The sequence below is a fragment of the Citrobacter sp. MGH 55 genome (genome assembly GCF_016906145.1).
Taxonomy (GTDB): Bacteria; Pseudomonadota; Gammaproteobacteria; order Enterobacterales; family Enterobacteriaceae; genus Citrobacter_A; species Citrobacter_A amalonaticus.
This window is the reverse complement of record NZ_CP070239.1, coordinates 2,319,274-2,344,656: the sequence shown is the minus strand read 5'-3', so window position 1 is coordinate 2,344,656 and position 25,383 is coordinate 2,319,274. Positions and strand designations below refer to the sequence as shown.

The window sequence follows — 25,383 nt, the reverse complement described above, 5'->3', positions numbered from 1 at the left end:
CTCAGGATCTGATAATATCGCTCTGTCTGAGCAGGTCTAATAATTGGGCGACCAAATTTGTTACTAATTGTTCGCCATTGAGATGAACCTCTGGCGATTCAGGCGCTTCGTAAACGGAATCAATTCCGGTGAAGTTGCGCAATTCGCCAGCCCGCGCTTTTTTGTATAATCCTTTTGGATCGCGGACTTCACAGATTTCCAGTGGCGTATCCACGAACACTTCAATAAAGCGCCCCTCACCGACGCGTTCGCGCACCATTTGCCGCTCTGCACGGTGCGGAGAAATAAACGCCGTCAGTACCACCAATCCCGCATCCACCATCAGGTTTGCGACTTCGCCCACGCGACGGATGTTCTCTTTTCGGTCGGCATCACTGAACCCCAGATCGCTGCACAGGCCGTGGCGAACGTTATCGCCATCCAGCAAATAGGTACTGACGCCCAGTTGATGCAGCGCCTCTTCCAGCGCCCCGGCGACGGTCGACTTACCGGACCCGGACAGCCCGGTAAACCACAGCACAACACCACGATGACCGTGGTGTTGCTCACGCTGTTGCGGCGTGACGGGATGAGCATGCCAGACGACGTTTTCGTCATGCAGCGCCATTATTTTCCTCCCAGCAGATCGCGAGCACCCCAGTGCGGGAAGTGACGACGTACCAGCGCATTCAGTTCCAGCTCAAAGGCGCTGAATTCTGATGGCGTAGCGGTCTCCTGCACAATCGGTTCGCGGACCATACCGGCACCGACGGTGACATTGCTCAGACGATCGATAAAGATCAGCCCGCCGGTCACCGGGTTTTGCTGATAGGTATCCAGCACCAGCGGCTCATCAAAGGTCAGATTCACCAGGCCAATACCGTTCAGCGGCAGAGTGTCTACCTCACGCTGCGTCAGATTGTTGATATCTACCTGATACTGAACATGATCAACGCGCGCACGGGTCTTTTTACCAGCGATTTTGATTTCGTAGCTCTGCCCCGGTGCCAGTGGCTGTTCCGCCATCCAGACGACGTCAACGGCGGCGCTCTGTACGGCAGGTAAACTCTCCTCCGCCGCCAGCAGCAGATCGCCACGGCTGATATCAATCTCGTCTTTCAGGACGAGGGTAATGGCTTCCCCGGCAAAGGCTTCGTCCAGATCGCCATCAAAGGTGACGATCCGCGCCACGCTGGATTCCACACCGGACGGCAGCACTTTCACGCGCTGCCCTACCTTGACGCGCCCGGAAGCCAGCGTGCCGGAATAACCGCGGAAATCGAGGTTTGGACGGTTTACGTACTGCACCGGGAAGCGCATTGGCTGACTGTCGACCACGCGCTGGATCTCAACCGTCTCCAGCACTTCAAGTAAGGTCGGGCCGCTGTACCACGGCATGCTGACGCTCTGGGAGGCGACGTTGTCACCTTCCAGCGCGGAGAGCGGGACAAAGCGGATATCCAAATTCCCCGGCAACTGTTCGGCAAAGGTCAGATAATCTTCACGAATACGCGCAAAGGTTTCTTCGCTGTAATCGACCAGATCCATTTTGTTGATCGCCACCACCAAGTGTTTGATCCCCAGCAGTGTAGAAATAAAGCTGTGACGACGGGTCTGATCCAGCACGCCTTTACGGGCGTCGATCAGCAGGATCGCCAGATCGCAGGTAGACGCGCCGGTCGCCATATTGCGGGTGTATTGCTCATGCCCTGGGGTATCGGCAATGATAAATTTGCGCTTCTCAGTGGAGAAATAACGATACGCCACGTCGATAGTAATCCCCTGCTCACGCTCGGCCTGCAGCCCATCCACCAGCAACGCCAGATCCAGTTTTTCACCCTGCGTACCGTGACGTTTGCTGTCGTTATGCAACGATGAAAGCTGATCCTCATAAATCTGCCGCGTGTCGTGCAACAGGCGACCGATCAGGGTGCTTTTGCCGTCATCCACGCTACCGCAGGTTAAAAAGCGCAGCAGACTTTTATGTTGTTGGGCAACCATCCAGGCTTCGACGCCGCCTTCATTAGCGATTTGTTGGGCAAGTGTGGTGTTCATGGCGGCTCCTTAGAAATACCCCTGACGTTTCTTCAGCTCCATAGAGCCCGCCTGGTCGCGGTCAATCACGCGGCCCTGACGTTCACTGGTGGTCGAGACCAGCATCTCTTCAATAATTTCCGGCAGCGTTTGTGCGTTTGACTCGACGGCGCCGGTCAGCGGCCAGCAGCCGAGGGTACGGAAACGCACCATCCGTTTTTTGATCATTTCGCCAGGCTGCAGGTCGATGCGATCGTCATCAATCATCATCAACATGCCGTCGCGCTCCAGCACCGGGCGCTCCGCCGCCAGATACAGCGGGACGATCTCGATGTTTTCCAGCCAGATGTACTGCCAGATATCCTGTTCCGTCCAGTTGGACAGCGGGAAGACGCGAATACTTTCGCCTTTGTTAATCTGCCCGTTGTAGTTGTGCCACAGTTCAGGACGCTGGTTTTTCGGGTCCCAGCGATGAAAGCGGTCGCGGAAGGAGTAAATGCGCTCTTTCGCCCGCGATTTTTCTTCATCGCGGCGCGCACCGCCAAAGGCGGCATCAAAACCGTATTTGTTCAGCGCCTGCTTCAACCCTTCGGTTTTCATAATGTCAGTGTGTTTGGCGCTGCCGTGGACAAAGGGATTGATACCCATCGCCACACCTTCCGGATTTTTATGTACCAGCAGCTCGCAGCCGTACGCTTTGGCAGTACGATCGCGGAATTCATACATCTCGCGGAACTTCCAGCCGGTATCGACATGCAGCAGCGGGAACGGCAGCGATCCCGGGTAGAACGCCTTACGGGCAAGATGCAGCATGACGCTGGAATCTTTACCGATGGAGTACAGCATCACCGGGTTCGAAAATTCTGCTGCCACCTCGCGAATGATGTGGATGCTTTCGGCCTCCAGCTGTCGCAGGTGGGTGAGTCGTTTTTGGTCCATAACCGTTCCTTTACAATACCGCGAATGTCGAGCGCGTCAGATAACCCGACTATAGGGAGCGCAAGAGAACGAATGAAATTACGAATTGGAATGAGTAGTTCCTCAAAGGAATAACGATCTGGCAAAGCAAATATCAAAAAGTGCTTAACCCACCGGAATTCGGGCATTTAAGAGCAAATGAAATTGTTTTAGCGAAGTCACCGTTTCATACTAGATGGGTTGAAATTTTTGCTTTGTATTCAGGGCTCCCCCGCTGGCTATTAAGGATTCACTATGTTTTCCGCAACGCGCCGTCTTTCCGCCCTCCTGGCGCTCGGCGTATGCTTTATTGTCCCCGCTCAGGCGTCATCGCCAAAACCGGGCGAATTTGCGACAACGCAGACCCGTCATATTGCGACCGTTTTCCCGGGAAGGATGACTGGCTCGCCGGCAGAAATGTTATCTGCCGACTATTTACGCCAGCAGTTTGAGCAGATGGGCTATCGCAGTGATATCCGCACGTTCAACAGTCGCTATATTTATACCGCCAAAAATAACCGCAAAAACTGGCATAACGTCACCGGCAGTACCGTTATTGCCGCCCACGAAGGCAAAGCCCCGCAGCAGATTATTATCATGGCGCACCTGGACACCTACGCGCCGCAAAGTGACGCCGACACCGACGCGAATCTTGGCGGGCTCACTCTGCAAGGGGTAGATGACAACGCCGCTGGTCTGGGCGTTATGCTCGAACTGGCAGAACGCCTGAAAGATGTGCCGACGGAATATGGTATTCGCTTTATTGCCACCAGCGGCGAGGAAGAGGGAAAACTGGGGGCTGAAAACCTGCTGAAGCGCATGAGCGCGGCGGAGAAGAAAAACACGCTGCTGGTGATTAATCTCGATAACCTGATCGTCGGCGACAAACTGTATTTTAATAGCGGGCAGAGCACGCCGGAAGCCGTGCGTAAATTAACCCGTGACCGGGCATTAGCGATTGCGCGTCATCATGGCATTACCGCCACCACTAATCCAGGCCTGAATAAGGACTATCCCAAAGGCACCGGTTGCTGCAATGACGCAGAGGTTTTCGATAAAGCGGGAATTTCGGTGCTATCCGTTGAGGCAACGAACTGGAATCTTGGCAAGAAAGATGGTTACCAACAGCGCGCCAAAACCGCCTCTTTCCCGGCGGGAAATAGCTGGCACGATGTACGTCTGGATAATCAACAGCACATTGATAAAGCCCTGCCCGGACGCATTGAACATCGCAACCGCGACGTAATGCGCATTATGCTGCCGCTCGTAAAAGAATTAGCGAAAGCGAGCTAATCATAAGGCCGGATAAGGCAATGCCCTTATCCGGCCATACTCTCAGACTGCCGGAGGGGGTTGTTTCACCCTTCGTGCAATCCGCACTCGCGCTTCAGGCCAAAGAAGCGGGTTTCTTCTTCAGCCATACCCGGTTCCCATTTCCGCGTGGTGTGCGTATCGCCGACGGAAAGATAGCCCTGATCCCACAGCGGATGGTATTTCAGCCCATGCTTTTGCAGGTATTGATAAACCGTGCGGTTATCCCAGTCGATAATCGGCAGCACTTTAAAGACCCCACGCTGGATAGCCAGCACGGGCAGATGCGCACGGCTGCCGGACTGTTCGCGCCGCAGTCCTGCAAACCAGGTTTGCGCGTTCAGTTCCTGCAACGCCCGGTTCATCGGTTCGACTTTGTTGATCTCATTGTATTTCTCAATGCCTTCAACGCCCTGCTCCCACAGCTTACCGTAGCGCGCTTCCTGCCAGGCGGGGCTTTCATTCGCCCGGTAGACCTTCAGGTTCAACCTGAGTTTGTCCGTTAACTCATCAATAAACTGGTAAGTTTCCGGGAACAGATAGCCGGTATCGGTCAGGATCACCGGGATATCCGGGCGGATCTGATTGACCAGATGCAGGCTGACTGCCGCCTGAATCCCAAAGCTTGATGAGAGGACGTATTCGCCAGGCAAATTCTCCAGCGCCCACGCCACACGCCCCTCAGCGTCACGTTTTTCCAGTTGGCTGTTGGTTTCAGCCAGCGCCATCACACGCTCTACCTTCGGCAATGCATTAAGCGCGTTTAGATCGAGTACGGACATAAGAACCTCGTTTGCCTGTTTTGCCGGGTGGCACTGCGTTTGCCCGGCAAAGGATGGGTTATTCCCAGAAATCCCGTGCGGGATCGAGCACCGGGCGAATAATGCCCGCACGCACCGTAAAGTCGCCGAAGCCTTCACCCGCTTCGCGCTCTTTCGCCCAGCGCCCAATCAGTTCGTCCAGCGAGTCGAGTATTTCTGGTTCGGTGATATTCTCTTTAAACATCCGCGGGATACGCGTGCCGATTCGGTTACCGCCGAGATGCAGGTTATAGCGGCCAGGCGCTTTCCCGACCAGACCGACTTCCGCCAGCATCGCGCGACCGCAGCCGTTCGGGCAGCCTGTTACACGCATAACGATGTGTTCATCGCTCACGTTATGCTTCGCCATCAGGCCATCAATCTTGTCGATAAACGTCGGCAGGAAACGTTCGGCCTCCGCCATCGCCAGCGGACAGGTCGGGAACGACACGCAGGCCATGGAGTTTTCACGCTGTGGCGTCACGGTGTTCATCAGACCGCTCTCTTGCGCGATCTTCTCTATCTTCGCTTTCTGGCTTTCCGGTACGCCAGCGATGATCAGATTCTGATTCGCAGTAATACGGAACTCGCCTTTATGGATTTTCGAAATCTCCAGCAGACCCGTTTTCAGCGGACGTCCCGGATAATCGAGAATACGGCCATTTTCGATAAACAGCGTCAGATGCCATTTATTGTCGATGCCTTTCACCCAGCCAATCCGATCGCCGCGCCCGGTGAATTCATACGGACGAATCGGCTCAAATTTAATGCCTGCACGACGTTCCACTTCCGCTTTGAACGTCTCAACCCCTACGCGTTCCAGCGTGTATTTGGTTTTCGCATTTTTACGATCGGTACGGTTTCCCCAGTCGCGCTGGGTGGTGACCACCGCCTCCGCCACGGCCAGCGTGTGCTCGAGCGGCAGATAGCCAAATTCGCTGGCCGTACGGGCATAGGTTTTCTTGTTACCGTGCTCGATAGAAAGACCGCCACCCACCAGCAGGTTAAAGCCAATTAGCTTGCCGTTTTCGGCAATCGCCACGAAGTTCATGTCGTTGGCGTGCAGATCGATGTCGTTCTGCGGTGGGATCACGACCGTGGTTTTAAACTTACGCGGCAGATAAGTCTGACCGAGGATCGGCTCCTCGTCCGTGGTCGCGACTTTTTCCTGATCGAGCCAAATCTCCGCATAAGCGCGCGTGCGCGGCAGCAGGTGCTCGGAGATCTTCTTTGCCCACTCGTAGGCTTCGGCATGCAGCTCAGACTCATACGGGTTCGAGGTGCACAGCACGTTACGGTTCATATCATTGGCTGTCGCCAGCGCGTCCAGCCCCACGGAGTGCAGCATCTGGTGCACCGGCTTCACGTTCTTCTTCAGAATCCCGTGAAACTGAAACGTCTGGCGGTTGGTCAGGCGAATACTGCCGTAAAGGGTGTTGTCATGGGCAAACTTATCAATCGCCTGCCACTGTTTGGTGGTGATAACGCCCCCCGGCAGACGGCAGCGAAGCAACATCGCGTGACGCGGCTCCAGCTTCTGCTCGGCACGCTCGGCGCGGATATCGCGGTCATCCTGCTGGTACATTCCGTGAAAACGGATCAGCAGGAAGTTGTCACCTTTAAAACCGCCGGTGAGACCGTCATTTAAATCTTCAGCAATGGTGCCGCGCAGATAGTTGCTTTCCAGCTTCATGCGCTCGGCGTCTGCCAGTTTACCTTCGACCACCAGGGGCCCTGGATGTTTTTCGCTCATTAGTAGACATCTCGCTGATAACGGCGCTCAACGCGCAGCTCACTTAAAAATTCATCCGCTGACTCCGCGTCCATCGCGCCGAATTCAGCAATCACGTCCAGCAATGCCTGCTCAACGTCTTTCGCCATGCGATTGGCGTCGCCGCAGACATAAACGTGGGCACCGTCATTGATCCAGCGCCACAGTTCTGCGCCCTGTTCGCGCAGTTTGTCTTGGACGTAAACTTTTTCTTTTTGGTCTCGTGACCAGGCCAGATCGATGCGGCTCAGTACGCCTTCTTTGACGTAACGCTGCCATTCCACCTGGTAGAGGAAATCTTCGGTAAAGTGCGGGTTGCCAAAGAACAGCCAGTTCTTGCCTGATGCTCCCTCGGCAGCGCGCTGCTGCATGAAAGCGCGGAACGGCGCGATGCCTGTCCCCGGACCAATCATGATCACCGGGGTTTCAGGATTCGTCGGCAGACGGAAGTTATCGTTATGTTCGATGAACACACGCACTTCGCCATCTTCTTCGACGCGATCGGCGAGGAAGCTGGATGCGCCACCGGCACGCGCGCGGCCTTCCACTTCATAACGCACCGCCCCCACGGTGATGTGCACTTCGCTCTCCACTTCGGCCTGTGAAGACGCAATGGAGTACAGACGCGGGGTTAACGGACGCAACAGATCGACTAACGCTTGTGCATCCAGTTGTGCGGGCGAGAAGCGCAGCATATCGACAACAGGCGTCGTGGTGGCGTAATGCTGCAACTGTGCCTTATCGCCGACCAGCGGCAACAACGATTCACTGCGCGTTAAGGTGGCATAGTTTTCAACGATATTGGCGGTATTTACGGTCAGTTCAACATGCCACTGTAGCGCTTCGGACAGCGGGAGAGATTTGCCATTGGCCGTAACGGGCTCATCGCCTTTCAGCCAGACCAGTTCTACGATTTCTTTCACCAGCGCCGGATCGTTTTGATACCAGACACCCAGCGCATCGCCAGGCTGGTAGCGCAGACCCGAATCACCGAGATCGATTTCAATATGGCGAACATCTTTCTCTGAATCGCGTCCGGTGATTTTTTGATTCACGGACAACGTGGCGCTCAGCGGCGCTTCTTTGGTATACGGGCTGGTGTGGATCTCATTTACCGCTCCGCTGGCAACCGCCTGAGCCGGTGTCGCAACCGGCGCTCGTGATTTCAACACCTCAACCACACGAGCACGCCATTCGGCGGCGGCGGCCTGGTATTCCACATCGGCGTCAACGCGATCCAACAAACGCTCACCGCCGAGTTCCGCCAGCTTGCTGTCAAAATCTTTGCCCGACTGGCAGAAAAATTCATATGACGTGTCACCCAGACCAAAAATGGCAAAGGCGGTGTTTTCGAGCTTGGGCGCTTTTTTAGAGAACAGGAACTTATGCAGCGCGACCGCTTCTTCCGGGGGTTCGCCTTCTCCCTGCGTAGACGTGACGATAACCAGCAACTTTTCATTGGCGATTTGTTTGAATTTGTAGTCGCCTGCGTTAACCAGCGTGACGCTGAGTTTTGCTGCCAACAGATCATCACGCAGCGCTTCCGCCACACGACGCGCATTGCCCGTTTGTGATGCAGAGATTAGCGTGATGCCCGGCATTTCCGCCACGGGAGCGGGTGTTGCAACGGCTGCGCCAGGTTGCTGATTCAGCGTACCCCAGAAATAGCCAGAAACCCATGCAAGCTGCGTGGGCGTAAGATCGGTGGTGGCCGCCTGGAGGCGTGCCAGCTGCTCCGGGTTCAGCGGAAGCAAAGCGGAAGGTGGGGCCTGTGTCGTCATGCGTCGTTATGTTCCAGTAAGCAAAGCGGATTTAAGCAATAAAACCCAAACTGAAGATAAGGGTAACGGCGGTGATAGTAACAATTAAAGAAGGGATGGAAATAACAAATAACCAAATGAACTAACCTGTTTTAGCTATAGTTATTAACGACAAAAACGATTAAATAACCACATGATATATAAATGATTATTTAATATTTGCCATCTATATGTGGCATTCTGCTGCTCAGCGCCCTTTTAACTAATGCTAAAAATTGTACTTTACGGTACCCTACGGCGTTTTTTGCATTCTTGAGAGTCAATAATGTCCACCACCTTGTTTAAAGATTTCACCTTCGAAGCCGCTCACCGCCTGCCACACGTACCGGAAGGGCATAAATGTGGCCGCCTGCATGGTCACTCATTTATGGTGCGTCTTGAAATTACCGGTGAAGTCTGCCCGCATACCGGTTGGATCATGGATTTTGCCGAGTTAAAAGCCGCATTTAAGCCGACGTATGACAGGCTTGATCATTACTACCTGAACGATATTCCCGGTCTGGAAAACCCGACCAGCGAAGTACTGGCGAAATGGATTTGGGATCAGGTCAAACCGGCAGTTCCTCTGCTGAGCGCGGTGATGGTGAAAGAGACCTGTACGGCGGGCTGTGTCTATCGCGGCGAGTGATTCCAGCGGATGTGCTGAGGGTCAATATTCTTTAACTAACATTCTGTTAGGGTTATGTGCTCTGGATATCTGGAGCACGATATGTCTGACGATTTTGATATTATTATCATCGGTGCAGGAATAGCAGGCACCGCGTGTGCTTTACGCTGTGCACGCGCCGGACTATCGGTTCTGCTTCTTGAACGCGGCGAGTTACCTGGCAGTAAAAACCTTTCGGGTGGACGTCTGTACTGTCATGCTCTTACCGAACTCCTTCCCGATGCCCATCTGTCAGCCCCACTTGAACGCCGCATTACCCAGGAAAATCTCACGCTTTTAACTCGTCACGGTGCGACAACCTACACCAGTCTTCGTCCGGAGGGAGATTCGTGGAGTTTACTACGTGCCCGTTTCGATCCGTGGTTCGTCGCCCAGGCGGAAGCGGAAGGTGTGCAATTTGTCAGCGGCATAACGGTTGATGCGTTACTTATTGAAGCGGGTAGAGTCTGCGGCGTCATTGCCGATGATGAAACGCTTCGCGGCCGTTATGTCGTTCTCGCGGAAGGGGCAAATAGTGTTCTGGCTGAACGCTATGGTTTTCAGCCACGACCATCAACAACCGCAATGGCGCTGGGAATGAAAGAGACCCTGGCGCTGGATCAACAGATTCTTGAAGAGCGTTTCCGGTTATCTGCACAAGAAGGCGCCGCAATGCTGTTCAGTGGAGAAGTGTGTGGCGCTCTGCCCGGCGGTGCGTTTCTTTACACCAATAAAGAAACGCTCTCTTTTGGTGTTGTATGTCCGCTCTCTACGCTTGCTCAAAGCGACATACCGGCAGTCGAACTGCTGGAAAGGCTCAAATTGCATCCGGCGCTACATCCGTTGCTCAAAGGGAGTGAAACGCTGGAGTATGGCGCGCATCTGGTGCCGGAAGGGGGATTACACAGCCTGCCCGTGCAGTACGCGGGAGAAGGCTGGCTGTTAGTGGGAGATGCGCTGCGCAGTTGCGTCAATACGGGTTTCTCCGTACGCGGGATGGATATGGCACTCATCGGCGCGCAGGCCGCCTCCCAAACACTCATCAACGCTTGTCTGAAATGCGCGCCGCAAAACCTGTTTCCAGCCTATCATCACGCTATTCAACGTAGTCTGTTGTGGGACGTTATGCACCGCTATCGCGAGATGCCCACGCTATTGCAGCGTCAGGGATGGTATAACCAGTGGCCCGCGCTGATGGACGATATTTCTCGTGAGATTTGGCACCAGGGCGAGCGCCCGGTCGCCCCTCTGCGCCAGATTGTCTGGCGTCATTTTCGTCGTCACGGCCTGCGTCACCTGGCAGGCGATATTATCAGGAGCTTACGATGCCTCTAGCCCACAACGTCTGGCATCCTCCCGGCATGTCTCCTATTGTTCCTGCTAACCGTGTCGATCGCGACGTTGCAGAACGGCTGATCACATCTTGCCCGGCAGGACTTTTTTCCCTTACGCCGGAAGGAGAACTGCGGGTCGATTTTCGTGGTTGTCTGGAATGCGGAACCTGTCGACTTCTGTGTGATGAAAAAACGCTACAACAGTGGCGCTACCCACCGTCGGGTTTTGGCATCATTTACCGCTTTGGTTAAATAATAAGGATAATCTATGCCTCTGTTACACCTGCTCCGACAGAATCCAGTAATTGCCGCCGTAAAAGACAACGCCAGTCTGCAACTCGCCATCGATTCTGAATGTCAGTTCATTTCTGTTCTGTACGGCAACATCTGTACTATCAGTAACATCGTGAAGAAAATTAAGAACGCCGGGAAATACGCATTTATCCACGTAGACCTGCTGGAAGGGGCATCAAATAAAGAGGTGGTCATTCAGTTTCTGAAACTGGTTACCGAAGCGGACGGAATCATCAGTACTAAAGCGGCAATGCTGAAAGCTGCACGGGCGGAGGGTTTTTTCTGCATCCATCGCCTGTTTATCGTTGACTCCATCTCTTTTCATAGCATCGATAAACAGGTGGCACAATCAAACCCGGACTGTATTGAAATTCTGCCGGGGTGCATGCCAAAAGTGCTGGGATGGGTAACGGAAAAAATACGCCAGCCGCTGATTGCCGGTGGCCTGGTATGTGATGAAGAAGATGCCCGCAATGCGATGAAAGCAGGAGTTGCGGCGCTTTCCACCACTAACACCGATGTCTGGACGTTAGCCAAAAAGCTGAATTAGGTTTCGGCGAAGGCTGCCAACGCTTCCAGCACCGGTAGCCAGTCATCGACAACGCCGACATCAGCCTGGAAGAAAACCGGGGCATTGGGATCACTATTTATCGCCACGACAAACTGGCTGTGGCGAACTCCGGCCATCAACGCCGCCGCACCAGAGGCCCCCGAGATAATACAGACATCCGGTGAGAGTAAATGCCCGGAGATCCCAATCACACGTTCAGCGTCATACCCGCCATTCATCACCCGCGCGCGGCTGTACCCTACTTCGGCTTTCATCGACTGTGCCAGAGCGAAAATGGCCTTTTCGTTCACGTCACGGTTTCCCTGACCGACAACCAGCACGTATTGAGCCTGTAACAGAGGATGAGTGCTGACCTTTTCTATGGTTTCCACCGTTTCCAGCCAGCCCGGACGCGCCATAAGCTCAAGCTGGCGTTCAATCATGGTGGGCAGAGGATCATGCGAAACGCGCTCTTCAGCCTGTCGCGCCAGTGATAAACATAACGGGGATGCGGCAATTTTCAACGTAGCGTTTAACGCATTGCCCCAGTGGGATTTAGTGACCAGACCTTGTTGCGCATCCAGCGTTCTCACCTGACAAATACTGCCGCCCCCCAGTCGCCAGGCCAGTCGTGTTGCCAACTCATCGCCAAGTGGACTGGCTGCAAAGACCAGGACATCGGCAGGTGTCAGTAACCACTGGGCTTCCAGTGTATCCAGTACCTGATCTGCGACATCCGGCACCGGATCGATAATCCAACGCTCTAGTTCTGCCGAACCTGGTCCATTTTCAATGATCCAGTCAGTCAATGCGCCGCATTCGCCAGACGCCGACACCATCACTATCTTCATGGTTTCATCCTTTGGCGTAAGTAGTCTTGCCACAAAATCCCTGCTTTTTCCTGTGCCGTTGCACCGTCAATAAGGGTAGCGCGACGGCATTGTTCCGGTCGCGTCAACAACTGACACTCCCTGACAGGTACTTCATCGCAAGAGATTGTCTGACGAATTATTTCGGCTTTTGCTGCCGCCAGACGCTGACGCATACCCGGTACGGGGAGCGCAACCTCACCGCATTGTCTGACCGCAATCACCGCAGGAAGCCGTACCCGACATCGGCGAACGCGAGTCGCGGTTCTCTGCTCAAGGACAATAAAAGGTGGTTCAAACGTAAAACGCTCAACCATGGTAAAGCAAGGCCACGCCAGCATTTCAGCCACCAGAAACGGTGTCTGCCCGTTCTGCCCTTCACTACTCTGGCAGCCTGTCACGATCACGTCAGCATTGTGCTTACGCTGCCAGTCTGCAATCTGCCTGGCGATAAATTCCGGCGCAAAGCGCAAATCGCCTTTTGTCTCTAACAACACGGACCGGTCAAAACCCAGCGCGATAAAATAGCGCAACCAGTGTAGCGAACGTTCATCACCAATACTGAGTGCTGTCAACTTCATCTCACACCCTTTATGGCGTTGGGCTAACAACAACGCGGCAGCCGCCTGCTCATCTGCCCCCGGAGAACAACGCAACAACGACGTATCCGGCCCGCAGGTCTCTTTTGTCGCAGCCTGCCAGTCCTTTTCCGCCAGCATGCTGGGATCCGGTTCTGACTTAAACGCTAACAGAATGTTCATTCACACCTCCCTGTTTTTTGTCCCCGTTCCCCGCTGCCACCAACGGTAATGCTTTCGTTTCAGGCGCCCATAGCCAGGTCACGACAAACCCTGTCAGTAATACGCCAGCCAGCAGCAGCAACGTGACTTGCATTCCCCATTGAGCCAGCGTCCAGGGTAACAGTCCGGTACTGATTGCCGCACCAAGGCGGCTCATAGCCGTCGCAAATCCCACCCCCAGAGATCGAATATCCGTCGGGAAACTCTCTGCCGGCAGGATCCCCACCAGATTACTGACGGCCGATATGGCTGTACTGAACAGCACAAACAGCAACAGCGTCAGCGGGCTAGCAGACGGTAAAAAAGCCATCACAATAAGCGTTACGGCAAGCAGGAGAAAACTCCCGAGAAGGAACCGTCTGTGCGCCAGTAAATGCGTCAATACAAGCCCCAGCAATGCGCCGAAAATTAATAGCATGTTCAGTAACAAACTGGCTGTCAGTGCATTTTCAAGACCGAGGGTCTCAGCAATGGTCGGCAGCCAGGTATAAATAACAAACCACGGGATCACCAGACAGACAAAAAATACGCTGTTAAAAACGGTTCGCCGCCAATAGCGGGCACAAAAAAGGGTCTTAATATGCTTGCTGGATGCGGCGGCTATCTCATCACCGAGCAGCACATGTGGGCCAAAATAGCGATGTACCACAGCATGAGCTTCAGTAAAGCGCCCCTGGCGTAGCAGCCAACGCGGTGATTCCGGCGTTCCCCAACGTAACAGTGTAATCAAGAGCGCCGGCAGCGCCGCCGAGGCGAGCAGCCAACGCCAGGCTTCCGGACTGTCAGAAATAAAATGATGCCCCATCACACTTGCCAGCACGTAACCAATAGTCCATACCACGCTGAACGCGCCCAGCAAAACCCCCCGATGGCGACGTGGAGAAAACTCTGCCAGCAGGGTATGCCCCACGGAATAATCCCCCCCGAGTCCAATGCCTACCAGGATGCGTAATACGATGAGCTGCTCCGGCATCGTCGCAAAAAACTGTAAAAAAGAGGCAATGGTGATAAGGACAAAACTAAAGGTAAATATCTTTTGCCGCCCGATGTAATCAGACACCCAGCCCAACACCAGACTGCCAAGAAAAAGCCCAAGTAATGCCGAGCCACCGATCATCCCGGCCATAAGCGGCGTTAACTGCATGGCAGGAGTCAACTGGATAATGGCGTAACCCACGACGCCCAGAACATATCCGTCAGTCAGATGGGCGCCAAACGTGAGTGCAGCAATACGGCAGTGAAAACCATTAAGCGGTAAATCATCCATACGCACCGGTGAAGTGTTCATATCTACCCCTTCATTGTCCGGTAAAGTAACGGCTTCCCGAATGAGAAGCCGTTTATTCTTTATTTCTCAATCGGGTAGATCGTCCCCGCGTTCATAATGCCGTTTGGATCAAACTGGCGTTTGAGACCTTCCAGCAGCACCCATGCGCTCCCATGTTCCAGCTTGCTCCAGTGGACACGGTGCTTACCAATGCCGTGATGATGCACCATTGAGCCACCGAGACGGATCGTCTCCTCGCAGATGATCTTGTTAAGGGGGTTATGGTACTTATCAATCTCCTCTTCTGGCTTGCAGTCCACTACGTTGTAGTCATAAACGAAGTACATATTGGTACCGTTGATATAACTGTGGGAAGAGTGACCACCCAGCATGGTGATGTCATCCGAATGCGGGAACTCATCGCGGATACGATTAATCACATTTTCATAGATTTGATGGATACAGCTCCAACTGCCGGAAACCTCAGTCGTAAAGCCCATATTGCCCGTTTTTAAGATCTGTACACGTTCAGCCGCCACTTTTTCCGGGCCCCAGTTGAGATGATTAAACCAGTGCTCAATCAGCTTACTGTCCACGCGAGTACACTGCGGATAACGCGCTACAATCTCCGCTATACCTTCACCCGTTGCCTTTGCCATCCGAGGATTCCCCTCAGCCATAAAGATCAGCACGCATTTGCCGTCGGCAAAATGGGTAAAATGTTGAGTGCCATCCTCTGCGTCGTACAGACGCGCAATGGAGGGACGATAACCTTCGACCATCACTTCACGCAGGATGTTAAAACCGGTTTTCATGTCATCCAGAATGTAACCGTAGTAAAGGTTGTTCTCCGGCGTGAACTTAAATATTTTCACGGTAACTTCAGTGATATAGCACAACGCACCTTCATTACCGATGATAATGTGGCGGATATCCGGCCCAGCCGCCCGCCGCGGCACGTTCTTAATACGGGTTACCGTGCCATCCGCCAGCACAGCTTCCAGACCAACCACCATGTCCTCAATGGCACCATACAGTGTAGAGAACTGCCCGATACTACGGGTCGCCACCAGTCCCCCCATCTGTGCCAGCGGTTTAGACTGTGGAGAATGCCCGGTGGTATAACCCTTTTCACGCAGCGCGTTTTCCAGAATCTCAAGCGGAACGCCGCACTGTGCCGTCGCCTGCATGTTCTCAATGTCGATACTCAAGATTTGGTTCATGCCAGCACCGTCCAGCACCACGGAATTTTTAACTACGGTTTCCAGCCCTCCTTCCGTTGCCGAGGCACCAGTGCGAGGTACTCCGTTGATTTTATGTTGATTCATAAACGCCAGAACGCGGGAAACGTCTCCTGTGGACTCCAACTTCACCACGGCAGCAGGAATGGGTAGCGTATAAACACCGTGAATATCCGCATATTTACGAAAACGGTCAATACTGTTTTTCTTTAACACGGTTTCATCGGTGATTACGCGTTCGGACCCGACAATTTCTTTTAACTGGTCAACAATCGCTTCTCGAGATAAAGACATAGTCATACCTTCCTGATAATTAACTTGGAATAATTAATAAAAACAGAAACCACCTGACAAAATTAGCGAACTAAATAACCGCCATCGACAACAAGTAAATGACCGTTTACGTAATTTGAAGCCTGACTGGCAAGAAAAATCGCCGCCCCCATTAGGTCCTGGGTATCACCCCAACGATTGGCAGGGATATGATCCAGTACGCGCTGATTTGTTTCAGGATTACTCCGGGTCGCTAACGTAATATCTGTTGCATAATATCCAGGTGCGATACCGTTAACCTGAATATTATATTGACCCAGTTCATCGCAATACGCTTTAGTAAATCCAGCAAGGGCATGCTTGGTTGCCGCATAAGCCGGAGACCACTGACCACCAAGCCAGGAGAACAAAGAACAAATGTTAATAATTTTACCGCTATTTTGTGGAATCATAATTTTCGCGGCTTCATAACTCAGCTCAAACGCCGCCGTCAGGTTAACATCAATCATGGGATCCCAATCGGCACGACCAAAATCCAGGACCTTATTCAGCTTACAAATTCCCGCATTGTTTACCAAAATATCAACGGTACCAAAACGCTCGCAGCAGGCGGCGATAATCTTCTGAGGTGCTCCTTTTTCGGTAATATCCACCTGCATAAACTCCACTTCAACACCTTGTTTTTCAATTATTTCCTTCGTTTCACCGCTATCTTTTACAAAGCTTGGTATGAACAGGTTCGCGCCAGCTTTCGCCAGTGCCATTGCGAAAGCCTGACCCAAACCGCTGTTCCCGCCCGTTACAATCGCCGTTTTTCCTTTCAGAGAGAAAAAATCCATTGAAAATGCGTTGAGTGATTCGATCGACATAGGTAAGCTCCAAATTTCTTAAGGCAAAAAAAAAGAAAGGTAACTTCCCCCGCGTGAGGGAAGTTACCTTTCTCATTATCTCTGGTAACTGGAATGAATTTTTAGCACAGTGACAAAATACCTAATGTGATCATTCTCACAGAAGCCTATTTCATTTTGTTATTATGGTTAAAAACAAGAACCGTGATTATTCTCACACTATATTACTCCCTTCCGTGCTATTCCTAATTGTAATTACTAGAGACCTGAGAAAAGTAATCCTCCTGCAAAGGCGGTTTACTTTTCTCTTTTTTTTGTCTACGCAAAATGGGAATTCGATATGCAACATAACTCATATCGCCGTTGGATAACGCTCGCTATTATTAGTTTTAGCGGCGGCGTCAGTTTTGACCTGGCTTATTTACGCTATATATATCAAATCCCCATGGCAAAATTCATGGGATTTAGCAATACCGAGATTGGATTAATAATGAGTACATTTGGTATTGCCGCTATTATCCTATATGCCCCCAGCGGCGTCATTGCTGATAAATTCTCTCATCGTAAAATGATTACCTCCGCAATGATTATTACTGGATTGCTCGGTTTAGTGATGATGACGTACCCGCCATTGTGGGTCATGCTCTTTATCCAGGTCGCCTTTGCCGTCACCACAATTTTGATGCTGTGGTCAGTCTCGATCAAAGCCGCGTCATTGCTGGGAGATCACAGTGAACAAGGGAAAATTATGGGCTGGATGGAAGGGCTGCGAGGGGTTGGCGTCATGTCTCTGGCAGTCTTTACCATGTGGGTCTTCTCCCGTTTTGCGCCAGATGACAGCAACAGCCTGAAAGCCGTGATCCTGATTTACAGCGTGGTTTATATCCTGTTAGGGATTCTGTGCTGGTTCTTTGTCAGCGACGGTCCCCAGCACATTGACAGCGTAAAAGAAGAAAAAAAGGCGTTCGAGTTCAGCGATATTCTGACGGTTCTGCGAATCAGTACAACCTGGTACTGCAGTATGGTCATTTTTGGCGTTTTTACTATCTATGCCATCCTCAGTTATTCCACAAATTATCTGACTGAAATGTATGGCATGTCACTGGTCGCTGCGAGCTATATGGGGATCGTCATCAACAAAATTTTCCGTGCTTTCTGCGGGCCTTTGGGTGGCATTATCACCACCTACAGCAAAATAAAGTCACCGACGCGCGTGATCCAATTGCTCTCAATAGTGGGCGCTCTCGCCCTGATAGCATTGCTGATAACCAATTCAGACCCGCAATCTGTCGTTATGGGGATCGGTCTTATTCTATTACTGGGGTTCACCTGCTATGCCTCACGTGGACTTTACTGGGCCTGTCCAGGGGAAGCCAGAACGCCGCCTTACATCATGGGAACCACTGTGGGCATCTGCTCGGTTATTGGTTTTCTTCCTGATGTCTTTGTCTATCCAATTGTGGGTCACTGGCAGGATACGCTTCCTGCAGCAGAGGCCTATCGCAATATGTGGTTGATGGGGCTGGCCGCCTTGTGCACGGTAATCCTCTTTACTTTCTTACTGTTTCGTAAAATTCGAACCACCCATACCAGACCGGAAAAAATGACATCACTGACCGCAGATATCTCCGGCGAGTGAAAACGGAAAACGAAAGGAGCATGATAATGTCGAAAAAATACATCATTGGAATTGATGGGGGAAGCCAGAGTACCAAGGTGGTGATGTACGATCTGGAGGGAAACGTCGTTTGTGAAGGGAAAGGCGTTTTGCAACCGATGTATACCCCCGATGCTGATACCGCGGAACATCCGGATGATGATTTATGGACCTCTTTATGTCTTGCCGGCAAAGACTTAATGAATCAATTCTCGGGTGACAAAAAAGACATTGTCGGAATTGGTCTGGGGTCCATACGCTGCTGTCGCGCCCTACTCAAAGCCGATGGAACGCCAGCAGCCCCGCTGATTAGTTGGCAGGATGCACGCGTAACGCGCCCCTACGAGCATACCAACCCGGATGTCGCTTACGTCACCTCATTTTCAGGTTATCTGGCGCATCGCTTAACTGGCGAGTTTAAAGACAATATTGCCAACTACTTTGGGCAATGGCCGGTGGATTACACCACCTGGTCATGGAGTGATGATGATGAAGTGATTAAGAAATTCAATATTCAGCGCAAAATGCTATTTGATGTCCAGATGCCAGGCACTCTGCTTGGTCATCTGAAAACCGATGCCGCACAGGTGACAGGATTTCCGGCTGGATTGCCCGTCATCTGTACGACCAGCGATAAACCAGTCGAAGCCCTTGGCGCAGGTTTACTGGACGATGAAACGGCAGTGATTTCGTTGGGGACCTATATTGCCCTCATGATGAATGGCAAGGCGCTTCCCAACGATCCGTCCGCCTATTGGCCGATTATGTCTTCCATTCCGGAAACCCTGCTCTATGAAGGTTATGGCATCCGCAAGGGGATGTGGACGGTCAGTTGGTTGCGCGACATGTTAGGTGAATCATTAATCCAGGATGCTAAAAATCAGGGGCTCTCACCTGAGGACCTGTTGAATAAGAAAGCCGCATGCGTACCGCCAGGCTGTAATGGCCTGATGACCGTGCTGGACTGGCTGACTAATCCCTGGGAACCGTACAAACGCGGGATCATGATTGGCTTTGATTCCAGTATGGATTACGCGTGGATTTACCGATCTATTCTGGAGAGCATTGCGCTGACGCTTAAAAACAACTACGACAATATGTGCAATGAAATGAACCACTTTGCTAAACATGTGATCATCACCGGTGGCGGTTCAAACAGCGATCTGTTTATGCAGATCTTTGCTGATGTGTTCAACCTTCCTGCCCGCCGAAACGTCATTAACGGCTGTGCCAGCCTGGGAGCAGCCATTAACACGGCGGTGGGGCTTGATCTTTATCCGTCCTATCAGAAAGCGGTTGAGAATATGGTACGGGTGAAAGATGTGTTTATCCCGATTCCTGAACATGCAGCACGCTATGAAGCCATGAACAAAGGGATCTTCCGGGAATTAACAAAACATACCGATCCGATTCTGAAAAAATCGTATGAAGTGTTCCACGGCGATTTAAGTAAGGTGGACGCAATACAAAGCTGGTCAAACGCTTAAGGTCAAAAAAGCCGGATTATGTATCCGGCTTTTTATCAGGCAATATTCAGATACTTGTGCGTCTGCATCGACAGGCGCCAGTTGCGCGCGATACAGGTATCAATGCACAGGCGTGTAGCATCCTCTTTCTGGCTGATAGGTTGCAGCGCAATCACCCGCGGTTTGTCGTCGCTCAGCGTGGCGAGCAGTTCGTCCAGCGCTTCAATGTCACGCACGCGCCCGACCGGATGTTTAATCTCATTCGCGCGTTCCAGCGCCTGAGACAGAACGTCATAACCACCGCGCATGTTCACCTTCGGAGACACGGTCACCCAGGTATTTGGCGTGCAGCGCACTTCGTGTGTACCGCTGGTTTCTATCTGGCAGCTAAAACCGTTCTTTTCCAGCAAATCTGTGAGGGGCATCAGGTCATGAATACACGGTTCACCGCCGGTGATCACCACATGACGCGCGGTGTAGCCTTGTCGGCCAATCACCGCCAGCAGATCTTCACTGCTTGCCGCGCCCCATTTATCACTCTCTTTGGTTTTCGCCAGGATGCTGTACAGGGAGACTTCCCGATCCTCAAGCTTATCCCAGGTGTGTTTGGTATCGCACCAGGCACAGCCAACCGGGCATCCCTGTAAACGAATAAAAATGGCGGGGACGCCGGTAAAGTAACCCTCACCTTGCAGGGTCTGGAACATCTCGTTAATCGGGTACTGCATAGCGCTCTCAATATGGGGATAAACGATAATTATCGCAGATCCCCACCAAAGTATCATGCCCCATCGGTGCTTTACGAGGCGATCGCCGCGATAAAGCGTGCCGTTATCTGTTGCGGACGAGTGATTGCCCCGCCAACCACCACGGTATGAGCGCCTAATGCCAGGCAGCGTGCGGCGCGTTCCGGGGTATCGACGTTCCCTTCCGCCACGACCGGAACGCTGACCGCAGCCAACACTTCACGTAAGAATCCGCAGTCATTTTCCACCAGCACATGCCCGGCGGTTTCTGCGGTATAGCCGTAAAGCGTAGTGCCCACACAGTCAAAACCCAGACGCTCGGCTGTCACTGCCTCGTCTACGGTGGCTATATCCGCCATCAGTAGTACGGACGGGTAGCGAGCACGGATCTGCGTGACCAACTCTTCCAGCGTCTGCCCACCGGGGCGCGGCCGCGCAGTGGCATCCAGAGCAATAATTTCCGGCTCAACGGTCATCAGCTCATCCACTTCCTGGAGAGTGGCCGTGATAAATACCTCACTGCCAGGGTAATCGCGTTTGATAATCCCAATCACCGGCAGGGAGACGCACTCTTTGATAGCACGAATGTCCACCACGCTGTTCGCACGGATACCTGCCGCACCGCCTTGTGCTGCCGCCAGCGCCATACGAGACATAATAAACGGACTGTGTAGAGGCTCATTTTCCAGCGCCTGACAGGAGACGATTAATTTACCTTTCAGGGGATCCAGTACAGTTTTCATGACGATAACATCTCTTCGACTTCGTTTTTAATGATGGTGACATGCGGGCCATAAATCACCTGAACACCGTTGCCGCGAATAATCACGCCACGGGCTCCGGTCGCTTTCAGCGCCGCTTCATCTACTTTGCTGCTCTCTTTCACCGTCACGCGTAAGCGCGTGGCGCAACAGTCCACCTCTTCCAAATTCTCTTTGCCTCCCAGCCCAGCGATGACTGCCACTGCGCGTTCACTTTGAGACAAGCCGGATTCAACCGGGGCTGCGTTCTCACGGCCCGGCGTCAGCCAGCCAAAGCGGGTGATCAAATAGCGGAAAGTGAAGTAGTAGAGGAAGAACCACGGTATTCCCACCATGGGGACATACATCCAGTTGGTTTTAGCTTCTCCCTGTAACACGCCGAAGAGGAGGAAATCGATAAGTCCACCTGAAAAGGTTTGCCCAATCGTGATATGTAAAATATGGGCGATCATAAACGCCAGACCATCGAAGAAGGCGTGAATGACATATAGAATGGGCGCGACAAACAGGAAGGAGAACTCAATAGGTTCAGTGATTCCCGTCAGGAAAGAGGTCAGGGCGGCCGACAGAAGCAGTCCGGCGACAACCTTTCTGTTCTCCGGCTTTGCGGTGTGGTACATCGCCAGACATGCGCCAAGCAGACCAAACATCATGGTGATAAAGCGACCGGACATAAAGCGCGCGGTACCCGCATAGAACTGCTGCGTATTCGGATCGGCAAGTTGGGCAAAGAAAATCCGCTGCGTACCTTCCACCAACTGGCCGTTGACGATTTCGCTGCCGCCCAGCGCCGTCGTCCAGAACGGCAAATAAAAGATATGGTGTAAACCCAGTGGGCCAAGCATACGCAGGATGAAGCCGTACAATAGCGTCCCCAGATAGCCCGTCGCATCCACCAGACCGCCCAGTCCAAAAATGAGTTTCTGGAAATGCGGCCACACCACCGTCATAACCGCACCCACTACAATCGCGGCAAGGGAGCTGATAATCGGTACAAAACGCGAACCGCTAAAAAAACCGAGGAACTGAGGTAGTGAGACTTTATTGAAACGGCTATGCAACGCGCAGGTGACAAGACCCATCACCACACCACCAAACACGCCCGTTTCCAGCGTCTGAATACCAAGCGTCATCCCCTGGCCAACAGCACCGGGGTTCTCTTGCGCCAGCGTTCCGTTGAGCGTTAATAAGGCGTTGATGGTGGCGTTCATCACCAGAAATGCCAGCAATGCCGCAAGCCCGGCAGTGCCTTTATCTGTTTTCGCCAGCCCCACGGCGACACCGACCGCAAAGAGTACCGACAGATTGGCAAACACAATGGAACCTGCGCTGGTCATGATCGTGAAGATGGCCTGCAGCCAGTCGACATCTAAAAACGGATAAGCCGTCAATGTGTTTGGATTGGACAACGCGCCACCAATCCCTAACAACAGCCCTGCTGCGGGCAATACCGCAATCGGCAGCATGAAGGATTTGCCAAACCGCTGCGCTTTTTCAAACCATCCTCCGGATGAGGCGCCGCTAAACATTTGCATCATTTTTTCATCTCCTCGATTGTTGATGAAAATTTTTACCATATTAATTTTTATAAATGAAAATTATCATCAAAATCCAGGAAGCCGATCATACTTTTTTAAAATGTCTGGCATCTCTCCCCTGCTTTCCGCCACACTATCAACAGATAAACGCATTAAGGATTTTGCATGTCTGAAAATGAAAACCTGCTGCTGAGATTGCGGCAGAGCGTTGATGGATACAGCCGAACGCAACAGAAGCTAGGCGAGTTTGTACTCAGCGATCCGGCAAAAGTGGTCTACCTGACGATTACCGAACTGGCGCGTGAAAGCGGCACCAGCGAGGCTAGCGTCACACGTCTGTGTCGAACGCTAGGGTGTAAGGGCTATAACGAATTCAAAATGGCGCTGGCACTCGATCTCCGACAAGGACAGTCTGTCGAGCACAGCGGCGATGAGATTGACAATGTGGTCAATGAATCCGTCCAGGCGCTGCAGGACACAGCAAAATTACTCGACAGGACCTTACTGGAAGCCGCCGCGCTTGCACTGCATCAGGCTCAGTCAGTGCAGATTTATGGCGTAGCAGCCAGTGCCATTCTGGGGGAGTATTTACATTACAAACTCCTGCGTCTGGGTAAACCCGCACAATTGTTCAGCGATATGCACCGTGCTGCCATGAACGCCACAACGCTTAGTAAAAACACGCTCGTAGTGGCAATTTCCAGTTCAGGCTCCACGCGCGATCTGCTGCATGTTGTAAAGCTAGCGCGTAAACAAGGTGTGCGCGTAGTGGCGCTGAGTAATACGCCGCGCAGCCCGTTAGCATCGCTTAGTGATATTCAACTGGTCGCAGCCAAACCAGAAGGTCCGTTGAGTGCCGGCGCGCTAAACGCCAAGGTGGGTGTGATGCTGTTGATAGAACTGCTCACCACATCGCTAATCGCACTGGATGAAAAGTACAGCGATGTAAGCCAGAAAACAGCCAGCGCGACCCTACCGCTACTGCTTTAAAGACATAAAAAAACCCGCCGAAGCGGGTTTCTTAGAGTGTAAAGCGACAGTAATAAATTACTGACCTTTGATCTCTTTACGACCGTTGTACGGTGCTTTTTCACCCAGCGCTTCTTCGATACGAATCAGCTGGTTGTATTTAGCAACGCGGTCAGAACGGCTCATAGAACCCGTTTTGATCTGGCCTGCAGCAGTACCCACAGCCAGGTCAGCGATGGTAGCATCTTCAGTTTCACCGGAACGGTGAGAGATCACAGCTGTGTAGCCAGCGTCTTTCGCCATCTTGATTGCAGCCAGCGTTTCGGTCAGAGAACCGATCTGGTTGAATTTGATCAGGATGGAGTTAACGATGCCTTTTTCGATACCTTCTTTCAGGATCTTGGTGTTGGTTACGAACAGGTCGTCACCAACCAGCTGGATTTTGTCGCCCAGTACTTTGGTCTGGTATGCAAAACCATCCCAGTCAGACTCGTCCAGACCGTCTTCGATAGAAACGATCGGATACTGTTTGGTCAGGTCTTCCAGGAAGTGAGTGAATTCTTCAGAGGTGAACGCTTTGTTGCCTTCGCCAGCCAGAACGTATTTACCGTCTTTGTAGAATTCAGATGCTGCGCAGTCCATCGCCAGAGTGATGTCTTTGCCCAGCTCGTAGCCAGCAGCTTTAACCGCTTCAGCAATGACAGCCAGCGCTTCAGCGTTGGAGCCCAGGTTCGGCGCATAGCCACCTTCGTCACCCACAGCAGTGTTCATGCCTTTCGCTTTCAGCACTTTAGCCAGGTTGTGGAACACTTCAGAACCCATACGTACGGCTTCTTTCAGGGTTTTCGCGCCAACTGGCTGAATCATGAATTCCTGGATGTCGACGTTGTTGTCAGCGTGCTCACCACCGTTGATGATGTTCATCATCGGAACCGGCATGGAGTATTTGCCCGGAGTACCATTCAGCTCAGCGATGTGCTCGTACAGCGGCATGCCTTTAGCAGCAGCAGCAGCTTTGGCGTTAGCCAGAGACACAGCCAGGATGGCGTTCGCGCCGAAGTTGGATTTGTTTTCAGTACCGTCCAGATCGATCATGATCTTGTCGATGCCAGCCTGATCTTTGGCATCTTTGCCAAGGATAGCCTGAGCGATCGGGCCGTTAACCGCGCCAACAGCTTTCAGTACGCCTTTACCCATGAAGCGGGCTTTGTCGCCATCGCGCAGTTCCAGCGCTTCGCGGGAGCCTGTAGAAGCACCTGACGGAGCTGCTGCCATACCGACGAAACCACCTTCCAGGTGTACTTCGGCTTCAACAGTCGGGTTACCACGGGAGTCGATGATTTCACGACCGATGACTTTAACGATTTTGGACATTAGGTTTTCCTCAGTACAAGTTAAACTAAAACTCCAGACAAACAACGCGTACCTTTGGTACGCGTTGCCGTTCTAACT

The 25,383-nt window shown here is 52.4% G+C and carries 23 protein-coding genes; 8 read left to right on the top strand and 15 right to left on the bottom strand.

Annotation, left to right across the window (positions count from 1 at the left end):
- Window position 1: 1 nt before the first annotated feature.
- From cysC to cysD, 3 genes are read right to left on the bottom strand one after another with little or no spacing between them, the layout of a single operon-like run.
- A complete protein-coding gene (cysC, locus tag JTI98_RS09475; RefSeq protein WP_058587028.1) occupies window positions 2–607 on the bottom strand; it encodes an adenylyl-sulfate kinase in 606 nt (201 codons plus the stop codon).
- Window positions 607–2,034 (bottom strand): sulfate adenylyltransferase subunit CysN, encoded by a 1,428-nt coding sequence (gene cysN / locus JTI98_RS09470; RefSeq protein ID WP_042999536.1) that lies wholly within the window; start codon window positions 2,032–2,034, stop codon window positions 607–609. Before cysN ends, cysC begins: the two co-directional genes overlap by 1 nt.
- A 9-nt stretch (window positions 2,035–2,043) precedes the next feature.
- The gene (gene cysD / locus JTI98_RS09465) at window positions 2,044–2,952 is read right to left on the bottom strand and encodes a sulfate adenylyltransferase subunit CysD (protein ID WP_042322572.1); all 909 of its coding nucleotides are present in this window, start codon (window positions 2,950–2,952) and stop codon (window positions 2,044–2,046) included.
- A gap of 273 nt (window positions 2,953–3,225) precedes the next feature.
- Here cysD and JTI98_RS09460 point away from each other — a divergent pair, with 273 nt between their 5' ends.
- Entirely contained in the window at window positions 3,226–4,263 is a 1,038-nt protein-coding gene (locus JTI98_RS09460) for an aminopeptidase (RefSeq protein WP_216082185.1), read from the top strand.
- Between the two features lie 65 nt (window positions 4,264–4,328).
- Here the strand turns inward: JTI98_RS09460 and cysH are convergent, their stop codons facing one another.
- Genes cysH through cysJ form a run of 3 tightly spaced genes read right to left on the bottom strand, consistent with a single transcriptional unit; the run spans window position 4,329 to window position 8,633 of the window.
- Window positions 4,329–5,063, bottom strand: coding sequence for a phosphoadenosine phosphosulfate reductase (gene cysH / locus JTI98_RS09455; protein WP_044255000.1), 735 nt, complete (start codon window positions 5,061–5,063; stop codon window positions 4,329–4,331).
- A gap of 58 nt (window positions 5,064–5,121) precedes the next feature.
- Window positions 5,122–6,834, bottom strand: coding sequence for an assimilatory sulfite reductase (NADPH) hemoprotein subunit (cysI, locus tag JTI98_RS09450; RefSeq protein ID WP_216082184.1), 1,713 nt, complete (start codon window positions 6,832–6,834; stop codon window positions 5,122–5,124).
- Window positions 6,834–8,633, bottom strand: coding sequence for an NADPH-dependent assimilatory sulfite reductase flavoprotein subunit (gene cysJ, locus JTI98_RS09445; RefSeq protein ID WP_216082183.1), 1,800 nt, complete (start codon window positions 8,631–8,633; stop codon window positions 6,834–6,836). Before cysJ ends, cysI begins: the two co-directional genes overlap by 1 nt.
- A 304-nt stretch (window positions 8,634–8,937) precedes the next feature.
- On the opposite strand from cysJ, the gene queD reads away from it, so the two are divergent.
- From queD to JTI98_RS09425, 4 genes are all read left to right on the top strand, one after another.
- Entirely contained in the window at window positions 8,938–9,300 is a 363-nt protein-coding gene (gene queD, locus JTI98_RS09440) for a 6-carboxytetrahydropterin synthase QueD (RefSeq protein WP_044254982.1), read from the top strand.
- An 81-nt stretch (window positions 9,301–9,381) separates the two neighbouring features.
- On the top strand, window positions 9,382–10,653 hold the full coding sequence (locus tag JTI98_RS09435; protein WP_054176866.1) for an FAD-dependent oxidoreductase: 1,272 nt from the start codon (window positions 9,382–9,384) through the stop codon (window positions 10,651–10,653).
- Window positions 10,644–10,904, top strand: coding sequence for a ferredoxin family protein (locus tag JTI98_RS09430; RefSeq protein WP_072044206.1), 261 nt, complete (start codon window positions 10,644–10,646; stop codon window positions 10,902–10,904). The genes JTI98_RS09435 and JTI98_RS09430 overlap by 10 nt, the downstream gene beginning before the upstream one ends.
- Before the next feature lie 16 nt (window positions 10,905–10,920).
- A complete protein-coding gene (locus JTI98_RS09425; RefSeq protein ID WP_042999529.1) occupies window positions 10,921–11,496 on the top strand; it encodes a glycerol-3-phosphate responsive antiterminator in 576 nt (191 codons plus the stop codon).
- Here the strand turns inward: JTI98_RS09425 and JTI98_RS09420 are convergent.
- From JTI98_RS09420 to JTI98_RS09400, 5 genes are all read right to left on the bottom strand, one after another.
- Complete coding sequence (locus tag JTI98_RS09420) at window positions 11,493–12,347, bottom strand: electron transfer flavoprotein subunit alpha/FixB family protein (RefSeq protein WP_054176865.1); 855 nt, start codon at window positions 12,345–12,347, stop codon at window positions 11,493–11,495. The two genes, JTI98_RS09425 and JTI98_RS09420, sit on opposite strands and share 4 nt — an antisense overlap.
- Window positions 12,344–13,126, bottom strand: coding sequence for an electron transfer flavoprotein subunit beta/FixA family protein (locus JTI98_RS09415; protein WP_058587033.1), 783 nt, complete (start codon window positions 13,124–13,126; stop codon window positions 12,344–12,346). Before JTI98_RS09415 ends, JTI98_RS09420 begins: the two co-directional genes overlap by 4 nt.
- Window positions 13,104–14,516 carry an MFS transporter gene (locus JTI98_RS09410; protein ID WP_071888366.1) on the bottom strand — a complete coding sequence of 471 codons (1,413 nt, stop codon included), beginning with the start codon at window positions 14,514–14,516 and terminating at the stop codon, window positions 13,104–13,106. The genes JTI98_RS09415 and JTI98_RS09410 overlap by 23 nt, the downstream gene beginning before the upstream one ends.
- Window positions 14,513–15,967: an FAD-binding oxidoreductase gene (locus JTI98_RS09405; RefSeq protein WP_044327663.1), complete on the bottom strand. Its 1,455-nt coding sequence runs from the start codon at window positions 15,965–15,967 to the stop codon at window positions 14,513–14,515. Before JTI98_RS09405 ends, JTI98_RS09410 begins: the two co-directional genes overlap by 4 nt.
- A 62-nt stretch (window positions 15,968–16,029) precedes the next feature.
- Window positions 16,030–16,815 carry an SDR family oxidoreductase gene (locus tag JTI98_RS09400; protein WP_042999524.1) on the bottom strand — a complete coding sequence of 262 codons (786 nt, stop codon included), beginning with the start codon at window positions 16,813–16,815 and terminating at the stop codon, window positions 16,030–16,032.
- Window positions 16,816–17,134: 319 nt separating this feature from the next.
- Between JTI98_RS09400 and JTI98_RS09395 the strand changes: the two genes are divergently transcribed.
- Together JTI98_RS09395 and JTI98_RS09390 are read left to right on the top strand one after the other, a co-directional pair.
- Complete coding sequence (locus JTI98_RS09395; RefSeq protein WP_044328729.1) at window positions 17,135–18,433, top strand: nitrate/nitrite transporter; 1,299 nt, start codon at window positions 17,135–17,137, stop codon at window positions 18,431–18,433.
- A gap of 26 nt (window positions 18,434–18,459) precedes the next feature.
- Window positions 18,460–19,938, top strand: coding sequence for an FGGY-family carbohydrate kinase (locus JTI98_RS09390; protein WP_044328730.1), 1,479 nt, complete (start codon window positions 18,460–18,462; stop codon window positions 19,936–19,938).
- Between the two features lie 35 nt (window positions 19,939–19,973).
- Here JTI98_RS09390 and queE read toward each other — a convergent pair whose 3' ends face one another.
- The 3 genes from queE to JTI98_RS09375 all read right to left on the bottom strand — a co-directional run bounded on the left by queE (window position 19,974) and on the right by JTI98_RS09375 (window position 22,962).
- Complete coding sequence (queE, locus tag JTI98_RS09385) at window positions 19,974–20,645, bottom strand: 7-carboxy-7-deazaguanine synthase QueE (RefSeq protein ID WP_042999521.1); 672 nt, start codon at window positions 20,643–20,645, stop codon at window positions 19,974–19,976.
- Between the two features lie 71 nt (window positions 20,646–20,716).
- Window positions 20,717–21,406: an N-acetylmannosamine-6-phosphate 2-epimerase gene (locus tag JTI98_RS09380; RefSeq protein ID WP_042999520.1), complete on the bottom strand. Its 690-nt coding sequence runs from the start codon at window positions 21,404–21,406 to the stop codon at window positions 20,717–20,719.
- Entirely contained in the window at window positions 21,403–22,962 is a 1,560-nt protein-coding gene (locus JTI98_RS09375) for a maltose/glucose-specific PTS transporter subunit IIC (RefSeq protein ID WP_216082182.1), read from the bottom strand. The genes JTI98_RS09380 and JTI98_RS09375 overlap by 4 nt, the downstream gene beginning before the upstream one ends.
- A gap of 165 nt (window positions 22,963–23,127) precedes the next feature.
- Here JTI98_RS09375 and JTI98_RS09370 point away from each other — a divergent pair, with 165 nt between their 5' ends.
- Window positions 23,128–23,952 (top strand): MurR/RpiR family transcriptional regulator, encoded by an 825-nt coding sequence (locus JTI98_RS09370; RefSeq protein WP_044254266.1) that lies wholly within the window; start codon window positions 23,128–23,130, stop codon window positions 23,950–23,952.
- A gap of 57 nt (window positions 23,953–24,009) precedes the next feature.
- Here the strand turns inward: JTI98_RS09370 and eno are convergent, their stop codons facing one another.
- Entirely contained in the window at window positions 24,010–25,305 is a 1,296-nt protein-coding gene (gene eno / locus JTI98_RS09365; RefSeq protein ID WP_042999518.1) for a phosphopyruvate hydratase, read from the bottom strand.
- Window positions 25,306–25,383 lie beyond the last annotated feature (78 nt).